Annotated in this window: 28 protein-coding genes and 1 pseudogene; 16 read left to right on the top strand and 13 right to left on the bottom strand. The window is 60.0% G+C overall.

The window, feature by feature from the left end:
• The coding region (locus APH35_RS25395; protein WP_060515720.1) for a lysine N(6)-hydroxylase/L-ornithine N(5)-oxygenase family protein at positions 1-1,294 on the bottom strand (1,294 nt) is incomplete at its 3' end.
• A gap of 174 nt (positions 1,295-1,468) precedes the next feature.
• On the opposite strand from APH35_RS25395, the gene APH35_RS25390 reads away from it, so the two are divergent.
• Positions 1,469-1,915: a hypothetical protein gene (locus tag APH35_RS25390; RefSeq protein WP_012271772.1), complete on the top strand. Its 447-nt coding sequence runs from the start codon at positions 1,469-1,471 to the stop codon at positions 1,913-1,915.
• A gap of 90 nt (positions 1,916-2,005) precedes the next feature.
• Here the strand turns inward: APH35_RS25390 and pbpG are convergent, their stop codons facing one another.
• Entirely contained in the window at positions 2,006-2,932 is a 927-nt protein-coding gene (pbpG, locus tag APH35_RS25385) for a D-alanyl-D-alanine endopeptidase (RefSeq protein ID WP_012271773.1), read from the bottom strand.
• Between the two features lie 521 nt (positions 2,933-3,453).
• On the opposite strand from pbpG, the pseudogene APH35_RS29530 reads away from it, so the two are divergent.
• The 5 genes and pseudogenes from APH35_RS29530 to APH35_RS25360 all read left to right on the top strand — a co-directional run.
• Positions 3,454-3,657, top strand: a pseudogene (locus APH35_RS29530) (transcriptional regulator CynR); the annotation flags it as partial.
• 242 nt (positions 3,658-3,899) lie between these two features.
• On the top strand, positions 3,900-4,604 hold the full coding sequence (locus APH35_RS25375; RefSeq protein WP_012271775.1) for an SDR family oxidoreductase: 705 nt from the start codon (positions 3,900-3,902) through the stop codon (positions 4,602-4,604).
• A 53-nt stretch (positions 4,605-4,657) separates the two neighbouring features.
• Positions 4,658-5,212 carry a pyridoxamine 5'-phosphate oxidase family protein gene (locus tag APH35_RS25370; protein ID WP_060515718.1) on the top strand — a complete coding sequence of 185 codons (555 nt, stop codon included), beginning with the start codon at positions 4,658-4,660 and terminating at the stop codon, positions 5,210-5,212.
• 16 nt (positions 5,213-5,228) lie between these two features.
• Positions 5,229-5,621, top strand: a complete 393-nt coding sequence (locus tag APH35_RS25365; RefSeq protein WP_012271777.1) for a Rid family detoxifying hydrolase — start codon at positions 5,229-5,231, stop codon at positions 5,619-5,621.
• A 99-nt stretch (positions 5,622-5,720) separates the two neighbouring features.
• Positions 5,721-7,364: an acetolactate synthase large subunit gene (locus tag APH35_RS25360; RefSeq protein ID WP_060515717.1), complete on the top strand. Its 1,644-nt coding sequence runs from the start codon at positions 5,721-5,723 to the stop codon at positions 7,362-7,364.
• A 389-nt stretch (positions 7,365-7,753) separates the two neighbouring features.
• Here APH35_RS25360 and APH35_RS25355 read toward each other — a convergent pair whose 3' ends face one another.
• Positions 7,754-7,990: a hypothetical protein gene (locus APH35_RS25355; protein WP_012271779.1), complete on the bottom strand. Its 237-nt coding sequence runs from the start codon at positions 7,988-7,990 to the stop codon at positions 7,754-7,756.
• A gap of 190 nt (positions 7,991-8,180) precedes the next feature.
• Positions 8,181-8,855 (bottom strand): polysaccharide lyase family 7 protein, encoded by a 675-nt coding sequence (locus tag APH35_RS25350; protein WP_012271780.1) that lies wholly within the window; start codon positions 8,853-8,855, stop codon positions 8,181-8,183.
• 245 nt (positions 8,856-9,100) lie between these two features.
• Here APH35_RS25350 and APH35_RS25345 point away from each other — a divergent pair, with 245 nt between their 5' ends.
• The gene (locus APH35_RS25345; protein WP_060515716.1) at positions 9,101-9,424 is read left to right on the top strand and encodes a DUF1654 domain-containing protein; all 324 of its coding nucleotides are present in this window, start codon (positions 9,101-9,103) and stop codon (positions 9,422-9,424) included.
• 38 nt (positions 9,425-9,462) lie between these two features.
• Here APH35_RS25345 and APH35_RS25340 read toward each other — a convergent pair whose 3' ends face one another.
• Complete coding sequence (locus APH35_RS25340) at positions 9,463-10,287, bottom strand: S24 family peptidase (RefSeq protein WP_041166465.1); 825 nt, start codon at positions 10,285-10,287, stop codon at positions 9,463-9,465.
• Between the two features lie 163 nt (positions 10,288-10,450).
• Here APH35_RS25340 and APH35_RS25335 point away from each other — a divergent pair, with 163 nt between their 5' ends.
• Positions 10,451-10,765 carry a hypothetical protein gene (locus APH35_RS25335; protein ID WP_012271783.1) on the top strand — a complete coding sequence of 105 codons (315 nt, stop codon included), beginning with the start codon at positions 10,451-10,453 and terminating at the stop codon, positions 10,763-10,765.
• A gap of 76 nt (positions 10,766-10,841) precedes the next feature.
• On the opposite strand, the gene APH35_RS25330 is transcribed toward APH35_RS25335, so the two are convergent.
• Both APH35_RS25330 and APH35_RS25325 read right to left on the bottom strand, forming a co-directional pair.
• Positions 10,842-11,024 (bottom strand): hypothetical protein, encoded by a 183-nt coding sequence (locus tag APH35_RS25330; protein ID WP_012271784.1) that lies wholly within the window; start codon positions 11,022-11,024, stop codon positions 10,842-10,844.
• Between the two features lie 94 nt (positions 11,025-11,118).
• Positions 11,119-11,469 (bottom strand): hypothetical protein, encoded by a 351-nt coding sequence (locus APH35_RS25325; RefSeq protein WP_012271785.1) that lies wholly within the window; start codon positions 11,467-11,469, stop codon positions 11,119-11,121.
• 161 nt (positions 11,470-11,630) lie between these two features.
• Here APH35_RS25325 and APH35_RS25320 point away from each other — a divergent pair, with 161 nt between their 5' ends.
• Entirely contained in the window at positions 11,631-12,452 is an 822-nt protein-coding gene (locus APH35_RS25320; RefSeq protein ID WP_060515715.1) for a shikimate 5-dehydrogenase, read from the top strand.
• A 64-nt stretch (positions 12,453-12,516) separates the two neighbouring features.
• On the opposite strand, the gene APH35_RS25315 is transcribed toward APH35_RS25320, so the two are convergent.
• The 3 genes from APH35_RS25315 to APH35_RS25305 all read right to left on the bottom strand — a co-directional run bounded on the left by APH35_RS25315 (position 12,517) and on the right by APH35_RS25305 (position 13,969).
• Positions 12,517-12,759, bottom strand: coding sequence for a hypothetical protein (locus APH35_RS25315; protein WP_012271787.1), 243 nt, complete (start codon positions 12,757-12,759; stop codon positions 12,517-12,519).
• 97 nt (positions 12,760-12,856) lie between these two features.
• On the bottom strand, positions 12,857-13,384 hold the full coding sequence (gene gloA / locus APH35_RS25310) for a lactoylglutathione lyase (protein WP_012271788.1): 528 nt from the start codon (positions 13,382-13,384) through the stop codon (positions 12,857-12,859).
• A gap of 225 nt (positions 13,385-13,609) precedes the next feature.
• The gene (locus tag APH35_RS25305; RefSeq protein ID WP_012271789.1) at positions 13,610-13,969 is read right to left on the bottom strand and encodes a histone-like nucleoid-structuring protein, MvaT/MvaU family; all 360 of its coding nucleotides are present in this window, start codon (positions 13,967-13,969) and stop codon (positions 13,610-13,612) included.
• Between the two features lie 358 nt (positions 13,970-14,327).
• Between APH35_RS25305 and APH35_RS25300 the strand changes: the two genes are divergently transcribed.
• Entirely contained in the window at positions 14,328-15,617 is a 1,290-nt protein-coding gene (locus APH35_RS25300) for an OprD family porin (protein WP_041166466.1), read from the top strand.
• Between the two features lie 67 nt (positions 15,618-15,684).
• Complete coding sequence (cobF, locus tag APH35_RS25295) at positions 15,685-16,434, top strand: precorrin-6A synthase (deacetylating) (RefSeq protein WP_060515714.1); 750 nt, start codon at positions 15,685-15,687, stop codon at positions 16,432-16,434.
• Between the two features lie 15 nt (positions 16,435-16,449).
• Here the strand turns inward: cobF and APH35_RS25290 are convergent, their stop codons facing one another.
• Positions 16,450-16,800, bottom strand: coding sequence for a response regulator (locus APH35_RS25290; RefSeq protein ID WP_012271792.1), 351 nt, complete (start codon positions 16,798-16,800; stop codon positions 16,450-16,452).
• Positions 16,801-17,048: 248 nt separating this feature from the next.
• Here APH35_RS25290 and APH35_RS25285 point away from each other — a divergent pair, with 248 nt between their 5' ends.
• The 5 genes from APH35_RS25285 to APH35_RS25265 are packed head-to-tail and all read left to right on the top strand — an operon-like array spanning position 17,049 to position 23,548.
• Complete coding sequence (locus tag APH35_RS25285; protein ID WP_041166467.1) at positions 17,049-20,516, top strand: response regulator; 3,468 nt, start codon at positions 17,049-17,051, stop codon at positions 20,514-20,516.
• Positions 20,513-21,334 carry a CheR family methyltransferase gene (locus tag APH35_RS25280; protein WP_012271794.1) on the top strand — a complete coding sequence of 274 codons (822 nt, stop codon included), beginning with the start codon at positions 20,513-20,515 and terminating at the stop codon, positions 21,332-21,334. Before APH35_RS25285 ends, APH35_RS25280 begins: the two co-directional genes overlap by 4 nt.
• A complete protein-coding gene (locus APH35_RS25275; protein WP_012271795.1) occupies positions 21,331-21,906 on the top strand; it encodes a chemotaxis protein CheB in 576 nt (191 codons plus the stop codon). Before APH35_RS25280 ends, APH35_RS25275 begins: the two co-directional genes overlap by 4 nt.
• Complete coding sequence (locus APH35_RS25270; protein WP_060515713.1) at positions 21,900-23,126, top strand: hybrid sensor histidine kinase/response regulator; 1,227 nt, start codon at positions 21,900-21,902, stop codon at positions 23,124-23,126. The genes APH35_RS25275 and APH35_RS25270 overlap by 7 nt, the downstream gene beginning before the upstream one ends.
• 44 nt (positions 23,127-23,170) lie before the next feature.
• Positions 23,171-23,548: a response regulator gene (locus APH35_RS25265; protein WP_009686481.1), complete on the top strand. Its 378-nt coding sequence runs from the start codon at positions 23,171-23,173 to the stop codon at positions 23,546-23,548.
• Positions 23,549-23,698: 150 nt separating this feature from the next.
• Here APH35_RS25265 and APH35_RS25260 read toward each other — a convergent pair whose 3' ends face one another.
• Complete coding sequence (locus APH35_RS25260) at positions 23,699-24,280, bottom strand: TetR/AcrR family transcriptional regulator (protein WP_060515712.1); 582 nt, start codon at positions 24,278-24,280, stop codon at positions 23,699-23,701.
• Positions 24,281-24,292: 12 nt separating this feature from the next.
• Positions 24,293-24,399 (bottom strand): 3-hydroxyacyl-CoA dehydrogenase family protein (locus tag APH35_RS28650; protein WP_256213826.1); only part of this gene is annotated, 107 nt, incomplete at its 5' end.

Raw genomic sequence — 24,399 nt, 5'->3', positions numbered from 1 at the left:
GCAGCTGCGCCAAGTCCTGGTACAGCGCCCGGCCAATTTCCGCAGCGCGGGCCGGCAGCACTGAAAGCAGCGTGTCACTCAGGCCGTGGCTGTTTTCGCAGAAGCCCTGCAAGTAAACAGAGGCCTGCAGGTCGGGGCTGGCCAGTACACGGTAGTTGCGGTCGACGCTGAAGTCCTCCAGATAACCGGCCAGTGGCGCCAGCAGGTCACGGTGCGAGCGGCGCTCGTAACCGGTGGCGAGGATCACGGCATCGTAGCGGTGGGTTTGCTGCTGGCCGGTGGCAAGGTCGCGCAAGGTCAGCTCCAGGCCTTCGCGTGTGGCCACCACCGCTTCCACCTGACGTCGGCACAGTACATTGTGGCGGTACTGGTGGGCGACCTTCTGACGGTAGAGGATGCCGTAGATGCGCTCGATCAGGTTGAGGTCGACCACCGAGTAGTTGGTGTTGTGGTATTCGCCCAGCAATTTGCTGCGCTGGTCGGCCGGTTCGTTGTAGACCAGGTCGGTGTAGTCCGGTGAGAAGATCTCGTTGACGAACGGGCTGTCGTCGGCGGGTTTGAGGGCCGACCCGCGCAGGATCATGTCGACCTTGACCGACGGGTAGCTGTCATTGAGATCGATGAACGCCTCAGCGGCGCTCTGGCCTGAGCCGATCACGGCGATGCGCATGGGTTTACCGTCGGTGCACGGCAGCTTGTTCAGGCTGCTCAGGTACTGGGAGTGGTGGAACACCCGTGGGTCGTCCTTGAAGGCGCCGAACTTTTCCGGGATTTTCGGCGTGCCGCCGCTGCCGACCACCACCGAGCGGGTGCGGCGGCTGTATTCGCGGCCTTGCGCGTCACGTGAAACCAGGCGCAGGTGCTCGACCCGGCCGGCATTCAATTCCGGTTCGATGCGCAACACTTCCTGGCCATACACCGCCTGGGTAGCGAAATGCTCGGCGGCCCAGCGCAGGTAGTCGTTGTACTCCAGGCGGCAGGGGTAGAAGGTGCCGAGGTTGATGAAGTCGGCCAGGCGCTGCTTCTGGTGCAGGTAGTTGACGAAGCTGTAGGGGCTGGTGGGGTTGCGCAGTGACACCAGGTCTTTCAGGAACGAGATCTGCAGCTCGCTCTGGGTGGCCAGGGTTTCGCCGTGCCAGCGGTAGTCTTGTTGCTTGTCGATGAACAGTGCGTCGAGGGCATGGCCCTGAGACTCGGCGAGTTCTTCCAGGGCGATGGCCAAGGCCAGGTTGGAAGGGCCGAAGCCCACGCCGATCAGATCTTTGATGGTTTCCTGCTGTGAGGGCTGGCTCATGGCTGCGATTCCCTGAATGGTCGAATATGGACGCCCGCCGGGGCTCCGGCTCCTGCGCAAGTACATGAGTTGGAACGAGCCAGGCGGGGGGGAATTTAAGCGGGCTCAAGAACTGCATGAGGCGGCCGATAGGGTGGTTACGGCAAGGACCGATCTTTTTGGCAAGGAATCGACATGAGCGGAATAACGGCAAGCAACCTGATGATCAACGGCGTTTCAGCGCAGACGCTGAGCGCCAACGCAGCGACTGAACGCGAACAGGCAAAACAGGCCGGTGAGGCACTGGGGCCACTGAGCATCAGCAGTGACAGCATGAAAGTTTCAGCGGGTAGCCAGGCGCAATCCACCGACACTGAAGACAGTGGCGAGTCGCAGGCCGTGACCGAGCTGCGTCAGCTGATCAAGGATCTGCAGAAACAACTGGCTGAAGAGCAGAAGCAATTGGCTGCGCTGCAGAACAGCAAGATGGACGAGGCCGCCAAGGCGGCTGCGGTGGGCGCCAAGCAGGCGAGCATTGCCACCATCAATGGGCAGATCATGGCAGCCACGGCGCAATTGCTGGAGCTGTTGCAGCAAGAGGGTGGCAGCAGTGCCGGCGGGATGGTCAGCGCCACGGCCTGATCATCCCGCCGGCATGCGCAGTCCCTGTAGGAGCGGCCATCTGTCGCGATGGGCCGCTCCGTCAGACACGCGCGTAGTAGCAGGTAGTGGTTATTCGGTCACCAAGCGGCCCTTGCTCTGCCGGTCCGCCTTGTACTGCATGGCCACTGCTGGCGCCGGCTTGGCGGCACCGGTTTCCAGCCACTGACGCATGCGGCTGGCATCGGCGAAGTGGGTGTACTTGCCGAAGGCATCGAGAATGACCATGGCTACCGGGCGATTGTCCATGCGGGTCAACAGCACCAGGCAATGCCCGGCCTCGTTGGTGAAGCCGGTCTTGGTCAGCTTGATGTCCCAGTTGCTCTTGTTCACCAGGTGGTCGGTGTTACGGAAGCCCAGGGTGTAGTTGGGCTTGCGGAAGGCCACGGTCTTTTCGCGGGTGGTCGACAGCTCGCTCAGCATCGGGTACTTGCGCGAGGCCATCAGCAGCTTGGCCAGGTCGCGTGCGGTGGACACGTTCTGCGTCGACAGGCCAGTCGGCTCAACATAGCGGGTGTGTGCCATACCCAGGCTGCGGGCCTTGGCATTCATGGCCTTGATGAACGCCGGGTAGCCGCCGGGGTAGGCGTTGGCCAGGCTGTTGGCCGCACGGTTTTCCGACGACATCAGGGTAATCAGCAAGGTTTCGCGGCGGTCGAGCTGGCTGCCCAGGCGCACGCGCGAATACACGCCTTTCATTTCCGGGTTGTTGGCGATGGTCATGGTGAGCATTTCATCCATGGGCAGCTTGGCATCCAGCACCACCATCGCTGTCATCAGCTTGGTCACCGAGGCGATCGGCACCACGCGGTCGGCGTGGCTCGAATACAATTCCTGGTTGCTGTTCAGGTCGATCAGCAGGGCACTGCCTGAAGCCAGGTGCAGCTTGGACGGGTCTCGTTGAGCCTGGACCGGGGGTTGTGCAGCAGCAGTCGACGGAAGGGTCGCGGTACCTGTGAGCAACAGCAGCAGGCTGAGGATGGACAGGGATGTTTTCACGTTGAGGCTCACTAAAAGTTGGTATGTCGTTGGCTGTGCAAGGGTTTTCCCCCTAAAACCGATGCATTCTGGAGTATGGCTGAATTGCTGTCGAATGCCTTATGACTAAAGGGCGCAAAGTGAACGATATTTAATCCTGTACCAATTTTTAACCAATCACGTACTTTTCCAGATTCGCAAATCGGCCCAGTCGTCAGCGGAATTGTTTCTTGGTGGTATGCTCGCCGCTTACCAAACAGGGAGAGTGGTAATGAGGTTGCGGGAGAGGCATAAGGCTTTGCAAGAGTGGCTCACGCCAAGGCGCCGTCGGCGCACCGGGATAGCGCTGATCGTAGCCTGGATCGCTGCGACGATAGTGTGGCCAAGCAGCAACTGGGCTTGGGTAGGTGGCCCAGGTATGTACCTGCTTTTCAGTGCTTGGCCGGCTGAGTTGCACGACAAGCGTTGATGCGCTGGCGGCGCGGATCCAAGTAGCGGCGCTGTAGTGCTACGGTCGCTATCACGCCGCCCTCGATCCAAACGGCCGGACCACGCTCTCGACCTTGTTGCCGGCTACCATCGCCCTGGCTCACGAGCAGTTGGTCCAGCAGCGCTTGCAACGCACTGCTGTTCTGATGCAACGAAAAGGGGCTTACCAAACGGCTGCAGCGAGGGCCTTTGTCGAACTGGCGATAAAAGTGGTCAAGCACCTTGAGGCGCCAGGCTGCTCCACTCAGATGGCGTAGCAGCCCGTCATTTGAATTTTCGGGTAGCCGCCGACGAGCTAGGACAATGCCTATTGTCTGGCCTGGCCACGAAACGCTCACCCGCAGGCGGCCCTCGATATCGTTCGAATCTGGCTGCTTGAACAAACAAGACTATAGATTATCTACTGGCATGAAGAAGGGTTGCTGTCTCTCTGAGCGGTGCTGAGCGGTGCTAGTCTCATTTCACCAACAACCCGTCCACGCCTCACTCAGGAGGATGTATGTCAGTAGAAAAAGTAGCAATAGTCACTGCCGGTGGTAGCGGCATGGGAGCGGCGGCAGCACGTAGATTGGCTGCCGATGGCTTCAAGGTCGGTATTCTCTCTTCATCTGGCAAGGGCGAGGCCCTGGCGCAGGAATTAGGCGGCATTGGCGTAACCGGCAGTAACCAGTCAAATGAAGATCTGCAGCGCCTCGTCGACGCAGTCATTCATAAATGGGGCCGTATCGATGTGTTGGTCAACAGCGCCGGCCATGGTCCGCGGGCACCGATCCTTGAGATCAGCGACGAAGACTGGCACCAGGGTATGGAGACATACCTGCTCAACGTAATTCGTCCTGTGAGGCTGGTGACCCCGTACATGCAGCGCCAGAACGGTGGTGCAATCATCAACATTTCCACTGCATGGGTGTTCGAGCCAAGCGAACTCTTCCCTACCTCGGCAGTTTTCCGTGCCGGTTTGGCGTCGTTCAGCAAAATCTATGCTGACAAGTACGCCGCTGACAACATTCGCATTAATAACGTGCTGCCTGGTTGGATCGACAGCCTCCCAGCTACCGAACAGCGTCGAGAAGGTGTGCCGCTCAAGCGCTATGGCACCAGTGAGGAAATTGCCGCCACTATCGCCTTCCTCGCAAGCGAAGGGGCAGCCTACATTACCGGCCAGAACATCAAGGTCGACGGCGGCGTTACCCGCAGCGTCTGAATGCCTCCGGGCCGCACGCAGTACGCGGCCCTTTTTCATTTTGGGCGATTGTCATGCTTGATCTGATATTGGCTAAGGTATGGTCAGATTTATCCATACCTGTTGGCGGTATTCCAAATCCATATCGCTTGATGCAACTGGCCACCGTCAATACTGAAGGGCAACCTAAGGTAAGCACTGTTGTCTTGCGACATGCGGATGCGTGTACGAAGTCGATCATCTTTTATGTGGACAAGCGCTCGGCGAAACTTGCAGAGATACTGGCCGAACCTAGAGTCGGCATTACCTCCGTCGACCCGTCTGGCAAGCGTCAACTTCGGGTTGAAGGCCTAGGTGAGCCGTTGTCGGATGTGTCGCTCCTTGCCAGGCACTGGGAGCAGGCACGAGGACGAACTCAAGCGCTCTTTCGCCATGGACGCATACCCGGTGAGGCTATTTCTTCACCTTCAACAGCTTACGAAACGCACATGGATGGTTTCAAGAATTTCGCTTTACTGGCTGTCCACCTACGACAAATAGAGTGGCTCGATCTTACCCAGGATATCCACCAACGGGCACGCTTCCTTTTGCAAGGCGACCATTGGCAGGCGGGTTGGATCGCTCCCTAAGGCAGGATCAATTTTAATGAGCAGAATCGCTATCCACAGTGACCAGGCGCCGAAAGCTATTGGCCCGTATTCGCAAGCAGTCCACATGGGTGAGTTGGTGTTCTTGACAGGGCAAATCGCGCTTCACCCTGAAAAGATGGAATTGGCTCAAGGCATTGAAGCCCAAACCATTCAGGTATTCGAGAACCTCCAGTCAGTAGCACAAGCCGCAGGCGGTAGTTTTTCTGACGTAGGAAAGCTCACTATTTACCTCACGGAACTCTCGCACTTTGGTGTCGTGAACGAAATAATGGGCCGTTACTTTGAAGCGCCTTACCCAGCACGAGCTACCGTGGGTGTATCGGCGCTCGCGTTGAATGCTTTGGTTGCTATTGACGCCACCTTAGTGCTTCCTCGAAAAACAGCATAATCCGCAAGTTTCCTCTTTATCATAAAACTCATTCAGCACCGGGCAGATGTTTCGTCATCTGCTCGCGTGGCTCACTCTCGATAGTGGCAGGGCAAATAGATGGCCAAGGCAGCTGATCTCGTTGTGCAATGTTTGGAAAGTGAAGGTGTTGAGTACGTGTTCGGCATTCCCGGCGAGGAAAACCTCGACCTGCTCGAATCCCTGCGCAAGTCGAAGATCAAGCTGGTACTGACCCGTCACGAGCAGTCTGCAGGTTTCATGGCTGCCACCTACGGCCGCCTGACCGGCAAGACCGGCGTCAGCCTGTCGACCCTTGGCCCTGGCGCCACCAACCTGGTCACCGCCAGCGCCTATGCCTACCTGGGCGGCATGCCGATGATGATGATCACCGGGCAGAAGCCGATCAAGAAGTCCAAGCAGGGCCGCTTCCAGATCATTGACGTGTGCGGCATGATGGACCCCATCACCAAGTACACCCACCAGTTCGCCTCGGCCGACAACATCCCGTCGCGCATGCGCGAAGCCTTCCGCCTGGCCGAAGAAGAAAAGCCGGGGGCGGTACACCTGGAGCTGCCGGAAGACATCGCCGCCGAGCAGACCGATGCGTTACCGATCCCTCAGAGCCTCCACCGTCGACCGTTAGCCGAGCAAAAGGCAATCGAAGCGGCGGTTGAGAGGCTGCACAGAGCCCGCAACCCTATCTTGGTGATCGGCGCAGGCGCCAACCGCAAGATGACCGCCAAGGTCCTCAAGCAACTGATCGACGAGACTCGAATCCCGTTCATCACAACCCAATTGGGCAAAGGTGTGGTCGACGAGCGCCATCCCTGCTTCCTCGGTAATGCTGCGCTTTCGGCCGGTGATTTTGTACACCGTGCAATCGAAGCCGCCGACCTGATCATCAACATCGGCCACGACGTGATCGAGAAGCCGCCGTTCTTCATGGTTCGCGGCGGCACCGAGGTCATCCACATCAACTTCCGTGCCGCCGAAGTCGATGCCGTGTACTTCCCGCAGGTTGAAGTGATCGGCGACATTGCCAACGCCGTGTGGCAGATCGGCGAAGCGCTGAACGACACGTCGCACTGGGACTTCACCCGCCTGATGGCCATTCGTGAAGCCAACGAAGCACAGATCGCCGAAGGCGCCGACGATAACCGCTTCCCGGTCTACCCGCAGCGCCTGGTGGCCGACATCCGTCGTGTACTGCCGTCGGAAGGCATCGTTGCCCTGGACAACGGCATCTACAAGATCTGGTTCGCCCGTAACTACAAGGCGCACAAACCCAACACCGTGCTGCTCGATAACGCCCTGGCGACCATGGGCGCGGGCCTGCCATCGGCGATGGCGGCGCACCTGGTGTACCCGGATCGCCCGGTGATCTCGGTGTGCGGCGACGGTGGCTTCATGATGAACAGCCAGGAGCTGGAAACCGCGGTACGTCTGGGCATGCACATCACCGTGGTGATCCTGCGTGACGACGGCTACGGCATGATCCGCTGGAAGCAGGCCAACATGGGCTTCACCGATTTCGGCCTGGACTACGGCAACCCGGACTTCGTCAAATACGCCGAAGCTTATGGCGCCAATGGGTATCGCGTAGAAAGTGCCGACTCGTTGATTCCGCTGCTTGACCACTGTGTCTCCAACCCAGGGGTGCACGTGATTGATTGTCCGGTCGACTACAGCGATAACGACCGTATATTGAACATTGATCTGCGCGAGCGCAGCGCGGCGGTGTGAAGCCGTCTTGTTCTGGCTGATCGCCGATTCAGTGTGGTGGCGAAGCGTCTGGCTGACAAACAAAGGCAAGGTTATGCTTCGCCACCCACAGATAAGGAGAGCGAGAATGGGCAGAGGGCTGGAAAGGATTCGAGCGTGGCTTACACCACGGAGGCGGTTCTGGTCAGGCATGGCCCTGTTCACAGTGACTGTTATCGTGCCGGTTGTCAGCCCAGGAACGAGCGTCAGTTGGCTCATCGGACCTGCTGCCGTACTCATCGTTGGTAGCTTGATGACGGTGCCGAACGGCAAACAATGAAGTACTGGGCCCGCAGAGGCGCGTGGGGCTGTTTTGCGAGCCCCTGACTGAATGGCCGACCGGCGCGGCCATGTTCCAGGCTGCAGGCGTATCAATCTGTACGCAGTATCGGGAACAGTTCTAGCGGATTGCGTGATTCGCTGTTCATCAGGTCGCACGCAGCCGCAGCTTGTGACTTGTTTATAAAGCCGTGCTTGAGCCGTTGTTTTTCCTGGTTGTCGTAGAGGTCGAAGCCGCCCGAAGTGGTCGCGGCGTAGAACCGGTTGCCGATGCGGAAGGACTCGCCTTCCACCGGCACAGCAGGAACGATAACGAATCTTGGTTGCATGTCACGCGCCTCCCCAGGCAGATATCTAATTATTAGTCTGAGAGCGGGAAGGCAACAATATGACTCATCGAGACTAATCAATGGCGTGGCGTGTCACGGCTATCCGCCATGAACTGAGGGATGGCTGGCATCCCGATGCAACCCGTGTGATGGGGGAGGCGCATCGGAATGTCTTGCCGGCGCTTGGCGCTCAGCGATGGATGAGCGAGAGCTCGCTGATGATGCAGATCGAGCCTTCGTCGGCGGGCGTTGCAGCGGTGTAGTCGACCTGGTTGTAGACCCCACCGTGGAACTCGAACAGGCGTGAAGCCCAGGTACTGTCGAGCTGCAAATCGCCCGATGTGCCGGATACCCCATTGCATTTGGCTGTCACATTGACCACGCCGTCAGCCGTGGTGTGGATGCTGATGTTGAACTTCTCCCCTAGCGGCACCCCCTTCAAAACCGTTGAGTTCACAGGGTCTGTCTGGTTGTAGGTGCGTCGAAAGCCCAGGGTGATGTTGCCCTTGTTCCAGAACACTTTCACCGGCGGGCTGTCATCCCCACGCACGTGCATCTGGGCGATGACCACCTTCTGCGCCGCGTTTACCTTGGTCAGCGTCATTGTCTGGCGATTCCAGTGATCCTGGGCGCTGGCCAGTGTCCAGTCTTCCGTTTCTGTCCACTCGCAGCGGGTCCTGTGAGTGCTTTTGCTCGAAGCCCCTTTGGTGGGGGCTGAAAACTGGATCGAACCATCGCTGAGCACCTTCACGATGCTCGGGAAGCGGGCAATTGCTTCGGCGCCGTTGACTTCCAGGGCAACCGGATTGGTTGAGGAAACCGCTATCGGGGTGGCAATGGTGAGCTTGCTGATGTCTACGGCCATGGGGCTGCTCCTTAGAAAAAGCTGGGGTTGAATGGTGGAGTGATCTGGCGACCGGGAAGTGGTTGCCGACGCCAAAGTTAGCCATAAGCTAAATATCAGTCAATGGCTTTTGGCTAAATAAATTTCGCTTGAAGAATAATTACCCGCGGGCGAAATTTTTCCGCAATGGGGCTTTACGCTGGATTTGGCATTGAGATAAGCTTTCCTTTAATACTGTACAAACATACAGCCTTCAGGATGGGAATATGTCCAAGCACATGAAGTCAGAGCCCCAGCTGCGCCAGGAGATGACCGGAATAGAGCGGCTTAGCCTGCGGGTGTCGTCAATGATCAACCACCCGCTTGCGCAGACTCAGCGCTGGGTTGTGGTGCATCGCCTGGATACTGACGGTGACATGGAGTGGGAGGAGGTAATGGGCCTGCTGTCGGAAACACCCGAACTGGACCTGACCTTCAACGATGACGAGAGCGTGACAGTGCGCTGGGAGCGCAGCAGCGTGGAAGAGCGTGACGATTTCTTGGTTGAGCAGGACAGCGAGCAGCAGGTCGAGGAGGCGGCACCTTTCTGAGCATCAGAAAAAGCCCGCCGTGGAGGGCGGGCTTCGCTTTACACAAGGTGGGCATTCCACACCAGTAGCACCCTGGCCTGTATGTAAGTCTCTTCCTGGCGAATCATGCGGTCTTTGTGTCGCGAGTTGTCGGAGATCATCTCGAAATGCTCCTCATCCGCGATTTGCAGCCGCTTGATGTAGATGTGGTCGCCCCAGGAGAAGAAATAGATGCCATCGCCAACGAACTCGCGGATGCTGACATCGACGATCAGCGGGTCGCGGTGCTTGATGGTTGGCTCCATCGACTGGCCCCAGCCCGTTACCATTTTCAGATGGTGGTGCTCACTGAACGCTACGCCCAGTTCGCGCAGGTGGCTGGGGCTGACGCGAATGTCCTTGAACATCTCGGGGTAATCGTGGGGGATCTGGCCGCCACCCATGGCTGCCCGCACGTCGTAATGGGCAATCCACACTTCATCACCGACCAGGCCAGGGCGAACCCGCTCAGCCTTCACCAGTGGGGTATCTGCTGGCTCTTGCGCAGCGGCCAGCAACCGTTGCCGGGTTTCTTCGGGGATACCTTTACCGCTTCTTGCCAGCATCTGCTTGACCAGGTCGGCTGCAGAAAGCTTGCTGTCAGCCACCTCGACGCCAACTTGCGTGTGCTCGCCTGGCGTCACCGCATCGAACCAACCCCGTGGCAAACCTTCGATGCCCTCGATGCGACGGGCCACGTCATCACCCAGGTTCTTCGCGGTCTTGTCGGAAAGGATCTGGCTCAGATGGGCAGGCGCCATCCCCCAGCGCTCTGCGCAGGATCCTTTCCTCTGGCTACCGATCAGCTTGATCAGGTTGAGCTTGCGAATTTCGTAAATATCCATGGGGTGAAGCATGCCAGTGTTTAGCTGGCTGCTAAATATGCGCATAGCTAAATTGGTCTTGTGGCGATGTTAGCTGTAGGCTAAATTAAATGGGCGAACAAGGAAAGCCACCGAGGCAATTTTCTCCAAGGCTTATCACATCATCATCTGTAATGAGGTTCACATGGATCCGACCGACCTCGGCCCGGGCACAGTCACTTGGCTGAGCGGTACGGGTACTGTTTTGCTGGGTGCATTTCTGTGGCTGCGCAAGTGGTTGTCCAGGGATGCGGTCGACCGCGCGATGGACAGTGCGGATATTGCGGTCATCCACCGCCTGACAGAACTGCTGGACATCGAACGGGACGCCCGAAGAGAGGCAGAGGCTAAAGCTGATCAGCTCGCCAAGGAGCGAAACGAACTGGTGATGACCGTGGGGCGGCTGCAAGGCAAGGTCATGGCCCTGACCAACCAGTCTGGTCGCAGCCCTCATCCCTGAGGGTGGCCCAAGCAAAAAAAAGCCCGCCAGATTGGCGGGCACAAGGGCGTAGGGAGCAACGCACAACAAATTCGGGTCAGGCGACCAGGGTGCCGGGTTGCAACTGCTCAACCAGGGCCTGGGCCGAGGCAAGCGTCGGCATCGGGCCGCTCACGGCTTCACCGTTACGCACCAGGTACCAGCATGCCAACAGGCCCTGTTCACGCAGTGAAACGGGGACGGCGCTACCGACAACGGACATGATCTGAATAGTGGCCATGAGGACCTCCTGTGAAACATGGCTCTACCATACGCAGCAGCCGGAACGCTTTGAAATCAACTTCCTCGATAGTGGTCATTAGTTCTATCAACCGTTACCAGCGTGGCGGGCCGTAGTACACCGGTGGCGGGCCGTAATAAGGGCGGTAGCCTGGGGGCGGTGGCGCGGGTGCGTAGTACGGCTGGTAGTACACCGGCTGTGGTGGCGGTTGCACGTACACCGGGGGAGGCGCGTAATAGACTGGCTGGCGTTCGACGTACACGGTGCGGTCACGCCCGCCATAAACCGTCGCCCCAACCACGGCACCGACCACGGCAGCACCTAGCAGGGGGCCTGGCCCATACCAACCACCGCCGCCATGGCCATAACCGCCGTGGGCTGCAGCAGGCCCGCTGATGGCCAAGGCACCGACCAGCAGGGCGATTCCGGGAATGTGACGGTTCATAAAACAACCTCGCAGGAAAACCCCACGCTTGGGGCCTTATTACTATGACTCCAGTCTCCGTCAGCTGAGCACAGGGGAACGGTAAAGGTTGTGTAAGGGACGACCAGTGGTTGCCTCTGTTACGCTGAACAAACGTTTCAGTTATGACTATGGAGCAGGTTATGTCGACAACTCCCAGCAGAGATACCGTGCTGTGCATTTCCTTGGCCGGCCGCCCTGGTACCTTCGGCGTGCGCTTTCACAACCACCTCTACCAGCAGCTGGGTTTGGACTTTTACTACAAGGCCATGCGCACCGATGACCTGCCGGCGGCGGTGGCGGGTATCCGCGCGCTGGGTATTCGCGGCTGTGGGGTGTCGATGCCATACAAGGAGGCCTGCATGGCCTTGGTCGATGAAATCGACCCGTCAGCGCAAGCCATTGAATCGGTCAATACCCTGGTCAACAGCAATGGCCACTTGAAGGCTTACAACACCGATTACCTGGCTGTGCGTCAGTTGCTGGCGCAGCACCAGGTCGACCCAGGCACCGCGTTTGCCCTGCGTGGCAGTGGGGGGATGGCCAAGGCCGTGGCCAGTGCCCTGCGCGATGCCGGGTTTGCCGAAGGCATCATCGTTGCGCGCAACGAGCAGGCCGGGCGGCAGCTGGCGGATGTGTGCGGTTACCGCTGGTTGCCACAGCTGGGCGACATCTGCCCGCCAATGCTGGTGAACGTGACACCGATCGGTATGGCGGGCGGGCCAGAGGCAGATGTGCTGGCGTTTTCCGAGCAGGCCATTGCGGCAGCGGAGCGGGTATTCGATGTGGTAGCGATGCCGGCGCAAACGCCGCTGATCCGCCAGGCCCAAGCGTTGGGCAAGCCGGTGATCACTGGGCTGGAGGTCATTGCGCTGCAGGCGCTGGAGCAGTTTGTGCTGTACACCGGGGTAAGGCCGACGCGGGCTCAGGTAGACGCTGCGGTGGCGTACGCCCGGGATATCTGATTATTGCTGTACTGGCCCTTTCGCGGCTTTAGCCGCGAAAGGGCCAGTACAGGATAAGACAGGGTCAGAACACCTTGTGCCCGTCATCCAGCTGATGGTCGACCAACGCCCGGCCATGGGCCAGCGACACATGCTGAGCATTTTCAAGGTCGGAGAAAAACTGCATCGGCATCGACAGACGCTTGCTGGTGTGCCCGTCGGGTGTGGTGATCAGGCAGCCGGCGGCATAGGGCAGGGGGGAGTCAGGATGGGGCATCACGCTGGCGGTGATGGTGTGCTCGCGGTATTCACAGTGAAGAGATTGCATCGTCCTTACCTCGCTGTGGCATGTGAAGCGGTTACCTTCATATACCACAGCAAGGGGCCGGGAGTTCCCGGCCCGACGAGCGAGCCGCGACGAACGCTTACCCTTTGAGTTCGGTTGGCTGGATCACTTCGACCCAGTAACCGTCCGGGTCCTTGACGAACGCCAGGTGGTTCATACGCCCATCCTGCAGGCGTTTCTGGAACGGTACATCCAGTGCTTCGAAGCGCGCGCAAGCGGCGCGTACGTCGGGCACCGAAATGCAGATGTGGCCAAAACCGCGCGGGTCGGTGTTGCCGTTGTGGTAGGCAAACTCGGCATCGTTTTCGGTGCCGTGGTTGTGGGTCAGCTCCAGCACGCCAGGGATCGACTTCATCCATTGGTGGCGTGCGGTGTCATCGGCGGGAATCTGCGCCGGATCGACCAAGGCCAGGAAGTAAAGGCTGAACGCGGCTTCTGGGAAATCACGCTTGTCGACCAGGCGGAAGCCCAGGACGCGGGTGTAGAAGTCCAGCGACTTCTCGATGTCCTTGACCCGCAGCATGGTGTGGTTGAAGACGAACTGGGCGGTGGCGGCGTCAGGTTGCGCGGTGACGCCAGGCAGGGTTTGCAGATCGTGCAGGCTCATGGGAACTCCTGAGACGGGGCCGGGCGCAGGGCGCCGGCAAAACAGACAGGCTGGCCATGATACGGCAGTGCGCCGATTGCGCAAATGAAAGCGCCCTGCACAAGGCAGGGCGCTGGAATTAGAGGCCCGCATGTGCGGGCGCGTGATGGGGTCGCTAGTCCTTTAGCTGTCTCGATACTGAGCCAGCCTTTGTGAAAAAAGTGTGAAGCAGGTGTGGACGTTTCATCAGCGTACCCAGCTTTCCACGGTGGCGGCCCCGTACTGTTCTTTCCAGGCCTTGAGGCCGCGGTGGTTGCCGCCTTTGGTCTCGATTCGCTCGCCGGTGTGTGGGTTCTGGTACACCTTTACCACGCGCGGGCGGCGTTGTTGCTTGGGCGCTGCGCTGGAAGCGCGGGCTACTGCCTTGGGGTCGAGGATGGCGATGATATCGCGCAGGCTCTTGTCATAGCTTTTCATCAGGCCGACTAGTTTCTGCTCGAATTCGATTTCGCGTTTGAGGCCGGCATCCTTTTTCAACGCTTCCAGTTGCGCCATCTGTTCCTGGAGCGCTTTTTCGGCAGCACGAAACTCTGCAAGTCTGGACACTGTAATCACTCCTGTACGTCAGTCGTGGCAGGGCGTGACGAACATTGAATAAGCGTAAAACGCCGGCCACGCGGGTGGGATTTGCTGTTCGCTGATATCGAGTGTAGTCATTCATGGGTACTGGGTAAACCGCTAACTTTTTATAAGTAATACGGGAACTTTCCTAGTTTTGCGTGCGCTATTTCACGGCTTTTTTCCGGCTGCCCCTCAAGGTGCTTAGACCATGGTCCAATGGCCCGTTCCAGAGCCTTTGCGCGATCATTTCAGATGATGGTCGGCTATTGTTCGGCTCCCGCAGTACCGTGGCCAACGCGCGCCACAGGTTGTTAACTTGTCTTCATTCTGGATGTTCTCTCGCATGTTTGCCCCTTTCCCTCACGCCCCTGGGCGTCGTGTTGCCGGCCTGTTCCTGTTGTGTGCCGGCGTCAACGCCCAGGCCGCCGGTTTTCTTGAAGACAGTAGTGCCAAGGTCGAAGCACGCAATGTCTATTTCAACCGGGATTTCCGGGACGGCCACAGCAGTTCCAGCCAGGGCGCGTCCAAGCGCGAAGAATGGGCACAAGGCTTCATCCTCAATGTGCAGTCGGGTTATACGCAAGGGCCGGTAGGCTTTGGTGTTGATGCGCTGGGCATGTTCGGCTTCAAACTGGATTCCAGCCCTGCCGACAGTAACAGTGGTTTGCTGCCGTCTTCCGGGCATGATCCGCGCGGCTCTGCCGACCAGTACGCGAAGATGGGCCTGGCGGCCAAGGTCAAGGTTTCCAACACCGTGCTCAAGTACGGTTCGATGATGCCGGATGTGCCGTTGCTCAAGTACAACGATGGCCGCCTGCTGCCGACCATGTTCCACGGCGCCATGCTCACCTCCGAAGAATTGCGCAACCTGAAGTTCACCGTGGCGCGGCTGGACAAATATACCGCTCGGGACTCTACCGACCGCCAGGACATTCGCGTGCACTGCAAGAACAAGCGCTATGCCTGCGATACCGAAGCCGACCACTTCGACCTGGCCGGTGTCGATTACCGTTTCAACGAGCGGATCAGCGCCCAGTACCAGGTCGCCAAGCTGGAAAACATCTATCGCCAGCACTTCCTCGGCCTGGTGGCCAGCCAGCCGCTGGCAGTGGGTAGCCTGTCTGCCGACCTGCGCCTGATCAAGAGCGATGACATCGGCAATGCCCGTGCCGGCGCAATCGACCACCGCGCGTTCAGCGGCATGCTTGGCTACAGCCTGGGTGGCCACAAGGTGAGTGCCGGCTGGCAGCGCATGTATGGCGACAGCGCCATGCCGTATCTGGATGGCAGCAACCCATACCTGGTCAACTATGCCCAGGTCAACGACTTCGCCGCCGCCCAGGAGCGTTCCTGGCAAGTGCGCTATGACTACGACTTCAAGGCACTGGGGGTGCCTGGCCTGACCTTCTTCACCCGTTATATCAATGGCGACTCCATCAAGGTGCCGGGCAGCAGTGCCGAAGGTAAGGAATGGGAACGCGACACTGAGTTCAAGTACCAAGTGCAAAGTGGCACTTTCAAGGATGTCAGCGTGCGCCTGCGTAATTCCACTTACCGCAGCAACTATGAAAAGTGGGCGCGTGACATGGATGAAACACGGGTCATTGTCAGCTACAACTTCTCGATCTTCTAAGCCGTCGCTTTGCCAAATACCGGTGGCCACCTGACAATGGCTGCTGGTTCCCGCAAAGGGCAGGGCAATGAAAGACCTGTTGTTGATCGGCATCGGCGCGGGTGACCCGCGCCAGGTCACTTATGAGGCAGTCGACGCGCTGCGTAGCGCTTGCGTGTTCTTCGTGCTCGACAAGGGCCGCGACAAGGATGACCTGGTGCAACTGCGCAAGGCAATTCTGCAACGCTACCGTCCCGAGGGCGGTTACCGCCTGGTGCAGGTGGCCGACCCTGTGCGCGATGGTCAGGCGGATGACTACCAGGGCGCGGTGCAGGACTGGCACCGGCAGCGCGCTGCGCTGTATGCCCAACTGATCGAGCAGGAAATTGGCGACGGGGAGACTGGCGCCTTTTTGCTGTGGGGCGAGCCGACCCTGTATGACAGCACCCTGCGTATTCTCGACCTGGTCCGCGAGCGCGGCGTGGCGCTGCGCCTGCAGGTAGTCCCTGGCATCAGCAGCGTTCAGGCTCTGGCAGCGCGCCACCAAGTGCCGCTCAACCGCATTGGTGAGCCGCTGACCGTGCTGCCGGGGCGGCGACTGGGCGGGCATGGGCCTATCGACAATGTTGTGGTGATGCTCGATGGGCAAAGCGCGTTCGCCCTGCTCGATGACCCGGCGTTGATGATCTATTGGGGCGCGTACCTGGGGACGGAGGACGAGGTACTGATTGCCGGGCCATTGCAGGCAGTGAAGGCGCAAATACTGCAAGTGCGTGAGCGGGAGCGGCTGCGCAAGGGGTGGATCATGGACACCTACCTCTTGCGCAGGGCGCTGTAGTTGGCGATACCCCTATCAAGGGTTACCCAGAATAGCCACCACCTTGTCCCGCAACTGGTCGATGCTGAACGGCTTGCCGATCAGGTGCATGCCTTCGGGCACATTGAAGCTGTCGGCATAGCCACTGGCGAACAGCACGGGCAACAGCGGCCGCAGTTCGCGTGCTTTCCCCGCCAGTAACTCGCCTCGCATGTCCGGCAAGCCCACATCGGTCATCATCAGTGCCAGCGCCTGGTTCGGGTCTTCGAGTACCCGCAGGGCGGCCGCGGCGTCTTCTGCCTCGATGACGTTGTAGCCCAGTTCGTCGAGCACTTCGACCATCAGCATACGGACGATGTCGTCGTCTTCGACTACCAGAAGGTGCATGGTTCGGATCCTGTACAAATGAGTGTCTTTAATCTGTGCACCGCGCGGCATCAGAAGTTCCCGAGGATACCGATCCATGCAAATAGATGGAACGATTCCCGAACGCAACCTTCAAATACTGGCTAAATGCCCTGCCAGACCCGTCAAAGCTGGTTAGACTCGCTTATCAGGACGGCGCAGTGGCAGATAACAACAATGACTGATCGGCCACTCTTTTCAATGGACTTTTCTTGCTCGGGCGTTTTCTCATGATTCAATCAGCCTCGATGGACCAGCGCAGCTTTCGCAAGCTGTTGAGCCGCAACATCGGCCTCCCTCTGGGGGTGGGCCTGCTGGGGGCCGTGGCCTTCGTCGCGGTGATCAACTACCTGCTCTCAGCCATGCAGTGGGTCGAGCACACCGACCGGGTGATCGGCAATGCCAACGAAACGGTCAAGCTGTCGATCGACATGGAAACCGGCATGCGCGGTTTCCTGATCACGGGCGACGAGCGTTTCCTTGACCCCTACGAGGTGGCCAAGCCGCGCATTCTCGGCAGCCTGCAAAGCCTGCGCGGCATGGTCGAAGACAACCCGCAGCAGGTCGACCGTATCGACCGGCTGATCGCCTTGCAGCAAGCCTGGAACACCTTCGGCAGCGAGATGATTGCCCTGCGCCGCACCCAAGGCGACTATCAGGCATCGATCGGCAATGGCCGCGGCAAGCGCCTTACCGACGAGATCCGCAAGGAGTTCGACGGCCTGATCGGCACTGAACAGCAATTGCGCATGGCCCGTAACGAAAAGGTCAGCAGCGTTACCGTCACGGCCATTTCGGTGTTCGTGCTGTTCATCGTCGGCCTGAGTGCCTTGCTCGCCTACCTGGGCCGGCGCGACCTGCTGGCGCTGTCTGGCAGCTACGAAGAAAACGCCAAGGCCCAGCAGCGTGCGGCCGAGCGCCTGGAGCACCAGGCCTGGCTGCGCAACGGGCAGACCCAGCTGGCCGAACAGGTACTGGGCCAACTGACCCTGCCGATGCTGGGTGACAACATCCTGCGCTTTTTTGCCGCTTACATGGGCAGTGTGGTGGGGGCGGTGTATGTGCGTGATGAGCATGGCCGCCTGGTACGGGTGGCTACCTATGGCCTGGATGCTGAAGAGCAGGCTCGGGAGCAGGTAAAGGGCGATCATGATGGCCTGTTGGCACAAGCGGTGCGCGAAGGTCGCCTGCTGTGCCTTGAAGACCTGCCCGAAGACTACTATCGCCTGAGTTCCGGCCTCGGCAGCGGCCTGCCACGTAATGCCTTGCTGATGCCTGCGATCGACGATGGTGGAATCAACGGCGTGGTCGAACTGGGCTTCCTGCGGCCTTTGCAGGCGCGCGACAACGAGCTGATGGAGCGACTGGGCGGCAACCTGGGCATTTCCATCGAAAGCGCCCGCTACCGTCAGCGTTTGCAGGAAGTGCTGGCCGAGACCCAGCAGTTGAACGAAGAGCTGCAAGTGCAGCAGGAAGAACTGAAAACCGCTAACGAAGAGCTGGAAGAGCAATCGCGCGTGCTCAAGGAGTCCCAGGCCCACCTGGAAACCCAGCAGGCGGAACTGGAGCAGACCAACGAGCAGTTGTCCGAGCGTACCGAGGCGCTGGACCGCAAGAATGACGAACTGGTCCAGGCCCAGGAAGAACTGCAGGCACGTGCCGACGAGTTGCAGCGCTCTAGCAAGTACAAGTCCGAATTCCTCGCCAACATGTCCCACGAACTGCGCACGCCGCTGAACAGCTCGCTGATCCTGGCCAAGCTGCTGGCGGAGAACGCCGAAGGCAACCTCAGCGACGAGCAGGTGAAGTTTGCCGAGTCGATCTACTCGGCTGGTAACGACCTGCTCAACTTGATCAACGATATTCTCGATATCGCCAAGGTCGAGGCCGGCAAGCTCGAAGTGCGGCCAGAAAGCACCCAGGTGGAGCGCCTGGTCGAGGGCCTGCGCGGGATGTTCGAACCGCTGGCCGGGCACAAGGGCCTGGCCTTCGAGGTAACGGCCGAGGCACAGGTGCCGGCCACCCTGTTCACCGACCGCCAGCGCCTTGAACAGATCCTCAAGAACCTGCTGTCCAATGCCATCAAGTTCACTGAGCGTGGCAAGGTCAGTCTGAACATTGGCTACCAGCCTGGCACGGGCATCGTGTTTGCCGTGCGCGATACTGGTATCGGCATTGCGGCCGACCAGCAGCAGGCGATTTTCGGTGCCTTCCATCAGGTCGATGGCACCAGCAACCGCCGTTATGGCGGCACCGGCCTGGGCCTGTCGATTTCCCGAGACCTGGCGCATTTGCTCGGCGGGCAGATCAACGTCGACAGCAGCCCCGGCCAGGGCAGCGTGTTCAGTCTGATTCTGCCGGAGCACTATGAGCGCCTGGCGCAGGACGTCGAGCCGCTCAGCCTGCGTCCGGCGGTCGATACGTTGCCACCCGCGCCGCAGGTGCCGGTGGTGTCGGCGCCAAAACGCCCGGCATTGGCATTTGTCGACGACCGCGAGCGCGCACCGTTCAGCAACCGCTGCATCCTGGTGATCGAAGACGAACCGAACTTTGCCCGCATCCTCTTCGACCTGGCCCACGAGCTGGGTTACAGCTGCCTGGTGGCGCAGGGCGCCGACGAAGGCTTCGAGCTGGCCGCCCAGTACATCCCCGATGCGATCCTGCTGGACATGCGCCTGCCCGACCATTCCGGCCTGACCGTGCTGCAACGCCTGAAGGAGCAAGCCGGCACCCGGCATATTCCGGTGCATATCATTTCTGTGGAAGACCGGGTCGAGGCCGCCATGCACATGGGCGCTGTCGGTTATGCGGTCAAGCCCACCAGCCGCGAAGAGCTCAAGGAAGTGTTCGCCCGCCTGGAAGCCAAGCTGACCCAGAAGCTCAAGCACATCCTGCTGGTGGAAGACGACGACCTGCAGCGCGAGAGCATTGCCCGGCTGATCGGCGACGACGATGTCGAGATCACCGCCGTGGCGTTTGCCCAGGACGCGCTTGCGCTGCTGCGCGAGAACATCTACGACTGCATGATCATCGACCTGAAGCTGCCGGACATGCTTGGCAACGAGCTGCTCAAGCGCATGACCGCCGAGGATATCCGTTCCTTCCCGCCGGTGATCGTGTACACCGGGCGCAACCTGACCCGCGAAGAAGAAGCCGACCTGCTCAAGTACTCGCGCTCGATCATCATCAAGGGCGCGCGCTCGCCGGAGCGCCTGCTCGACGAAGTGACGCTGTTCCTGCACAAGGTCGAGTCGCAGCTGTCCAACGAGCGCCAGCGCATGCTCAAGACCGCCCGCAGCCGCGACAAGGTGTTCGAGGGGCGCAAGGTGCTGCTGGTAGACGATGATGTGCGTAACATCTTCGCCCTCACCAGCGCCCTGGAGCACAAGGGCGCAATCGTCGAGATCGGCCGTAACGGCCGTGAGGCCATCGAACGCCTGGAGCAGCATGACGACATCGACCTGGTGCTGATGGACGTGATGATGCCGGAAATGGACGGTTTCGAGGCCACCCGCCTGATCCGCCAGCAACCGCGCTGGCGCAAGCTGCCGATCATCGCCGTGACCGCCAAGGCCATGAAGGATGACCAGCAGCGTTGCCTGCAGGCCGGGGCCAATGATTACCTGGCCAAGCCGATCGACCTGGACCGTCTGTTCTCGTTGATCCGTGTATGGTTGCCGCAACTGGAGCGAATTTGACTAGCGAACGTAATACCGACATCGAAATCCGCTTGCTGATCGAGGCCATCTACCTCAAGTACAGCTACGATTTTCGCAACTATTCCGGCGCTTCGATCAAGCGCCGGATCCTGCACGCGCTGCGCCAGTTCGACTGCTTGACGGTGTCGGCGCTGCAAGAGCGCGTGCTACACGACCCCGGCATGTTCATGCAGTTGCTGCAGTACCTGACGATCCCTGTCAGCGAGATGTTTCGCGACCCAGGGCACTTCCTGGCGTTGCGTAACGAAGTGGTGCCGCTGCTGCGCACCTGGCCGTCGATCAAGGTGTGGATTGCCGGCTGCAGCACGGGCGAGGAGGTGTATTCGATGGCCATCCTGCTGCGTGAAGAGGGCCTGCTGGAACGCACCATCATCTACGCCACCGACATCAACCCGCATTCGCTGGACAAGGCCAAGCAGGGCATCTACTCGATGCAGAGCATGCGCGAGTACGCCGAGAACTACCGCATGGCCGGTGGTCGCCGGGACTTTTCCGAGTACTACACGGCGGCCTACGGCAACGCCATCATGGACAGCACCCTGCGCGACAACGTGACCTTTGCCGACCACAGCCTGGCCACCGACAGCGTGTTTTCCGAAACCCAGTTGGTGTCGTGCCGCAACGTGCTTATCTACTTCAACAAGGAGCTGCAGGATCGCGCCCTCGGGCTGTTCCACGAGTCGTTGTGCCACCGCGGCTTCCTGGTGCTGGGCAGCAAGGAGTCGGTGGACTTCTCGGCCTACAGCGAGCGTTTCGAGCCGCTGGTCAAACCCGAGCGGATCTACCGTAAATCATGAACGGCGTGCGTGCGGTGGTGATCGGTGCCTCGGCAGGCGGCGTGACGGCGTTGTTCACGGTGCTGGGCGGGTTGCCGGCCAGCTTCGCCATCCCTGTGCTGTGCGTGCTGCATTTGCCGGATAACCGCCACAGTCAGTTGGCTGCAGTGCTGCAGCGCCGTCTGCACCGGCCGGTGCACGAGGCACAGGACAAGGAGCCATTGCGCCCCGGCCTGATCTACGTGGCCGGGCCCGGCTACCACCTGTCGGTGGAGCGTGATTTCACCCTGTCGTTGAGCCAGGAGCCGCCGGTGCATTTTTCCAGGCCGGCAATCGACTACCTGTTCATGTCCGCTGCCGACGCCTATGGCGACGGCCTGCTTGGCGTGCTGCTCACCGGTGCCAATGAAGACGGCGCCCAAGGGCTTGCCTATATCAAGAACAATGGGGGCAGGACCCTCGTCCAGGACCCTCGTGACGCACAGGTTGCGCTGATGCCGGAGGCCGCCCTGGCCCTGCACCAGCCCGACCATATTCTTTCTCTGAGTGGCATCGAGCAATTGCTCGCCGCCCTGGAACCCAGCGCATGCTAAGCCACACCATCGCCAAACTGCTGATCGTCGACGATCTGCCGGAGAACCTGCTGGCCCTCGCCGCCCTGATCCAGGGAGAAGACCGCGAGGTGCACCAGGCTCAGTCTGCCGTAGCGGCGTTGTCGCTGTTGCTTGAACACGAGTTCGCCCTGGCCATCCTCGATGTGCAGATGCCGGGCATGAACGGCTTCGAGCTGGCCGAACTGATGCGCGGCACGGAAAAAACCCGCAATATCCCCATCGTCTTCGTCACTGCTGCCGGGCGCGAGATGAACTATGCCTTCAAAGGCTACGAGAGCGGTGCGGTGGACTTCCTGTACAAGCCGCTCGACACCCTGGCGGTGAAGAGCAAGGTGTCGGTGTTCGTCGACCTGTACCGCCAGCGTAAAGTGCTGGACCGCCAATTGCAGGCATTGGAGCGCAGCCGTCAGGAGCAGGAGCTGCTGCTGACCCAACTGCAGACGGCGCGAGTTGAGCTGGAACATGCCGTGCGCATGCGTGATGACTTCATGTCGATCGTCTCCCACGAGGTGCGCACCCCACTCAATGGGCTGATCCTGGAAACCCAACTGCGCAAGATGCACCTGGCGCGCGGCAACCTCGCTGCCTTCAGTGGCGATAAGCTGCAGGCCATGGTCGAGCGCGACGAACGGCAGATCAACAGCCTGATACGCCTGATCGAAGACATGCTCGATGTATCGCGCATCCGAACCGGCAAACTGTCCCTGCGGCCCAAGGTGTTCGACCTGGGGCAACTGGTGCGGGGGCTGGTAGAGAACTTCACCGCCCAGGCCACGGCGCTGGAAACCTACGTGGAGCTGCAACGCTGCGAACCGCTGCAAGGCGAGTGGGACGAATTTCGCATTGAGCAAGTGGTGGCCAACCTGTTGTCCAATGCGTTGCGTTACGGTGAACGCAAGCCGGTGCAGGTGCGCGTATTCAAACAGGACGGCCTGGCGTGTGTGCAGGTGCAAGACCAGGGGATCGGCATTGATGCAGCCAACCAGCAGCGCATTTTCCAGCAGTTCGAGCGGGTCGCCGCCCAGCAGGCCAGTGGCGGGTTGGGGTTGGGGCTGTATATTTCGGAACAGATCGTCCAGGCCCACGGCGGGCGTATACAGGTCGAAAGTGAAGAGGGCAAAGGCGCCACCTTCACCTTGCAATTACCGCTGGCAAAACACGAACAACAAAACGACCAGGCGCGGGCAACCTCTGCGTAAGCCTGGGGTCTGATGGCCAACTGTAAGCATTTCAAGGCGTTAACATGAGTGAAGATGCACAAGATGTGGTTCTGGTCGTCGAGGATGAACCGGCGATTCGCATGATTTTGCGCGACTACCTGGCGGGCGAGGGGTACCACGTACTGGTGGCCGAAGATGGCGAGCAGGCGTTCGCTATCCTGGCCAGCAAACCGCACTTGGACCTGATGGTGACGGACTTCCGCTTGCCGGGAGGTATCTCCGGGGTGGAGATTGCCGAGCCCGCCGTGAAGTTACGACCGGACTTGAAGGTCATCTTCATCAGCGGCTACCCGGCGGAGATTCTCGAGTCTGGCAGCCCGATCACCCGCAAGGCTCCGATCCTGGCCAAGCCATTCGACCTGGATACCTTGCACGAGCAGATCCAGGCACTGCTGCGCTGAAGCCTGCAGGTAAAACGCTATTCCTGTAGGCGCGGCCTTGTGTCGCGAAAGGGCTGCGCAGCAGCCCCAGCAACATCGGCTGCAGGCTGAAATCCTGGGGCCGCTTCGCGACCCTTTCGCGACACAAGGCCGCTCCTACAGTGGCCGTGTCTAACGCAGGGTCCGCTCCAATCCACCCATCAACATGCTCTCCATCAACCCCAGCCCCTGTTCCTCGGGGAGTGCCTTCAACATCCCCGGCAACTGGTTCAGCAGCGTCGCCACAACATGCGCGGTGGCCACCAAAGCCTCCCCCTGCAACGCCGCCTGCGGCGCGATCAACCTCAGCAACCCCGCCTCGTAACGCTTGCGCAACAAGGCCAGGCGTGCCCGCTGGTCATCGCTCAGGCAGCACAGGTCGCGCTCGGCCAGGCGAAACTGCAGCGGGCGCTCGGCATGCAACTGCCAGTGCGCGGCAATCAGGCAGCTCAATGCCGACGCACCACGTGCCATGGCCCGTCGTCCTTGGTCCAGGGTGGCCTGCAGCTCCTCGTACAACTCCTCGATCAAGTCGTACAACAGGTCCTGCTTACTGGGGAAGTGATGGTACAGCGAGCCGGCGGTCAGCCCCACATGGGCCGCCAGCTCGCGCATGCTGACCTGGCCAAAGCCCTTTTCGGCAAACAGCGCCATGGCCCGGTCACGTCGCTCTTCAAAGTTGGCACAGCGCATTGCGGCATTGACCGGGGGCATGGCGCCTTGTCCTCAGTAAGTGAAGAAACCGCGACCGCTCTTGCGCCCCAGCCAACCGGCCGCGACCATTTCCTTGAGCAGCGGGGCAGGACGGTACTTGCTGTCGTTGAAGCCTTCAT

The sequence above is a fragment of the Pseudomonas sp. NBRC 111132 genome, assembly GCF_001320565.1.
Lineage (GTDB): Bacteria > Pseudomonadota > Gammaproteobacteria > Pseudomonadales > Pseudomonadaceae > Aquipseudomonas > Aquipseudomonas putida_P.
Note: the sequence above shows the minus strand (reverse complement) of the source record. Positions and strands in the feature narration are given on the sequence as shown.

Bases quoted from the DNA above. Each gene is read 5' to 3' on its own strand.
- cobF (WP_060515714.1), top strand. From the start codon at position 15,685: ATGAAAGACCTGTTGTTGATCGGCATCGGCGCGGGTGACCCGCGCCAG.
- APH35_RS25330 (WP_012271784.1), bottom strand. From the start codon at position 11,024: ATGGCCACTATTCAGATCATGTCCGTTGTCGGTAGCGCCGTCCCCGTT.
- APH35_RS25370 (WP_060515718.1), top strand. From the start codon at position 4,658: ATGCTTGATCTGATATTGGCTAAGGTATGGTCAGATTTATCCATACCT.
- APH35_RS25290 (WP_012271792.1), bottom strand. From the start codon at position 16,800: ATGCACCTTCTGGTAGTCGAAGACGACGACATCGTCCGTATGCTGATG.
- APH35_RS25360 (WP_060515717.1), top strand. From the start codon at position 5,721: ATGGCCAAGGCAGCTGATCTCGTTGTGCAATGTTTGGAAAGTGAAGGT.
- APH35_RS25270 (WP_060515713.1), top strand. From the start codon at position 21,900: ATGCTAAGCCACACCATCGCCAAACTGCTGATCGTCGACGATCTGCCG.
- gloA (WP_012271788.1), bottom strand. From the start codon at position 13,384: ATGAGCCTGCACGATCTGCAAACCCTGCCTGGCGTCACCGCGCAACCT.
- APH35_RS25300 (WP_041166466.1), top strand. From the start codon at position 14,328: ATGTTTGCCCCTTTCCCTCACGCCCCTGGGCGTCGTGTTGCCGGCCTG.
- APH35_RS25325 (WP_012271785.1), bottom strand. From the start codon at position 11,469: ATGAACCGTCACATTCCCGGAATCGCCCTGCTGGTCGGTGCCTTGGCC.
- APH35_RS25355 (WP_012271779.1), bottom strand. From the start codon at position 7,990: ATGCAACCAAGATTCGTTATCGTTCCTGCTGTGCCGGTGGAAGGCGAG.
- APH35_RS25345 (WP_060515716.1), top strand. From the start codon at position 9,101: ATGTCCAAGCACATGAAGTCAGAGCCCCAGCTGCGCCAGGAGATGACC.
- APH35_RS25340 (WP_041166465.1), bottom strand. From the start codon at position 10,287: ATGGATATTTACGAAATTCGCAAGCTCAACCTGATCAAGCTGATCGGT.
- APH35_RS25390 (WP_012271772.1), top strand. From the start codon at position 1,469: ATGAGCGGAATAACGGCAAGCAACCTGATGATCAACGGCGTTTCAGCG.
- APH35_RS25350 (WP_012271780.1), bottom strand. From the start codon at position 8,855: ATGGCCGTAGACATCAGCAAGCTCACCATTGCCACCCCGATAGCGGTT.
- APH35_RS25260 (WP_060515712.1), bottom strand. From the start codon at position 24,280: ATGCCCCCGGTCAATGCCGCAATGCGCTGTGCCAACTTTGAAGAGCGA.
- APH35_RS25285 (WP_041166467.1), top strand. From the start codon at position 17,049: ATGATTCAATCAGCCTCGATGGACCAGCGCAGCTTTCGCAAGCTGTTG.
- APH35_RS25275 (WP_012271795.1), top strand. From the start codon at position 21,331: ATGAACGGCGTGCGTGCGGTGGTGATCGGTGCCTCGGCAGGCGGCGTG.
- APH35_RS25365 (WP_012271777.1), top strand. From the start codon at position 5,229: ATGAGCAGAATCGCTATCCACAGTGACCAGGCGCCGAAAGCTATTGGC.
- APH35_RS25265 (WP_009686481.1), top strand. From the start codon at position 23,171: ATGAGTGAAGATGCACAAGATGTGGTTCTGGTCGTCGAGGATGAACCG.
- APH35_RS25335 (WP_012271783.1), top strand. From the start codon at position 10,451: ATGGATCCGACCGACCTCGGCCCGGGCACAGTCACTTGGCTGAGCGGT.
- APH35_RS25320 (WP_060515715.1), top strand. From the start codon at position 11,631: ATGTCGACAACTCCCAGCAGAGATACCGTGCTGTGCATTTCCTTGGCC.
- APH35_RS25315 (WP_012271787.1), bottom strand. From the start codon at position 12,759: ATGCAATCTCTTCACTGTGAATACCGCGAGCACACCATCACCGCCAGC.
- APH35_RS25375 (WP_012271775.1), top strand. From the start codon at position 3,900: ATGTCAGTAGAAAAAGTAGCAATAGTCACTGCCGGTGGTAGCGGCATG.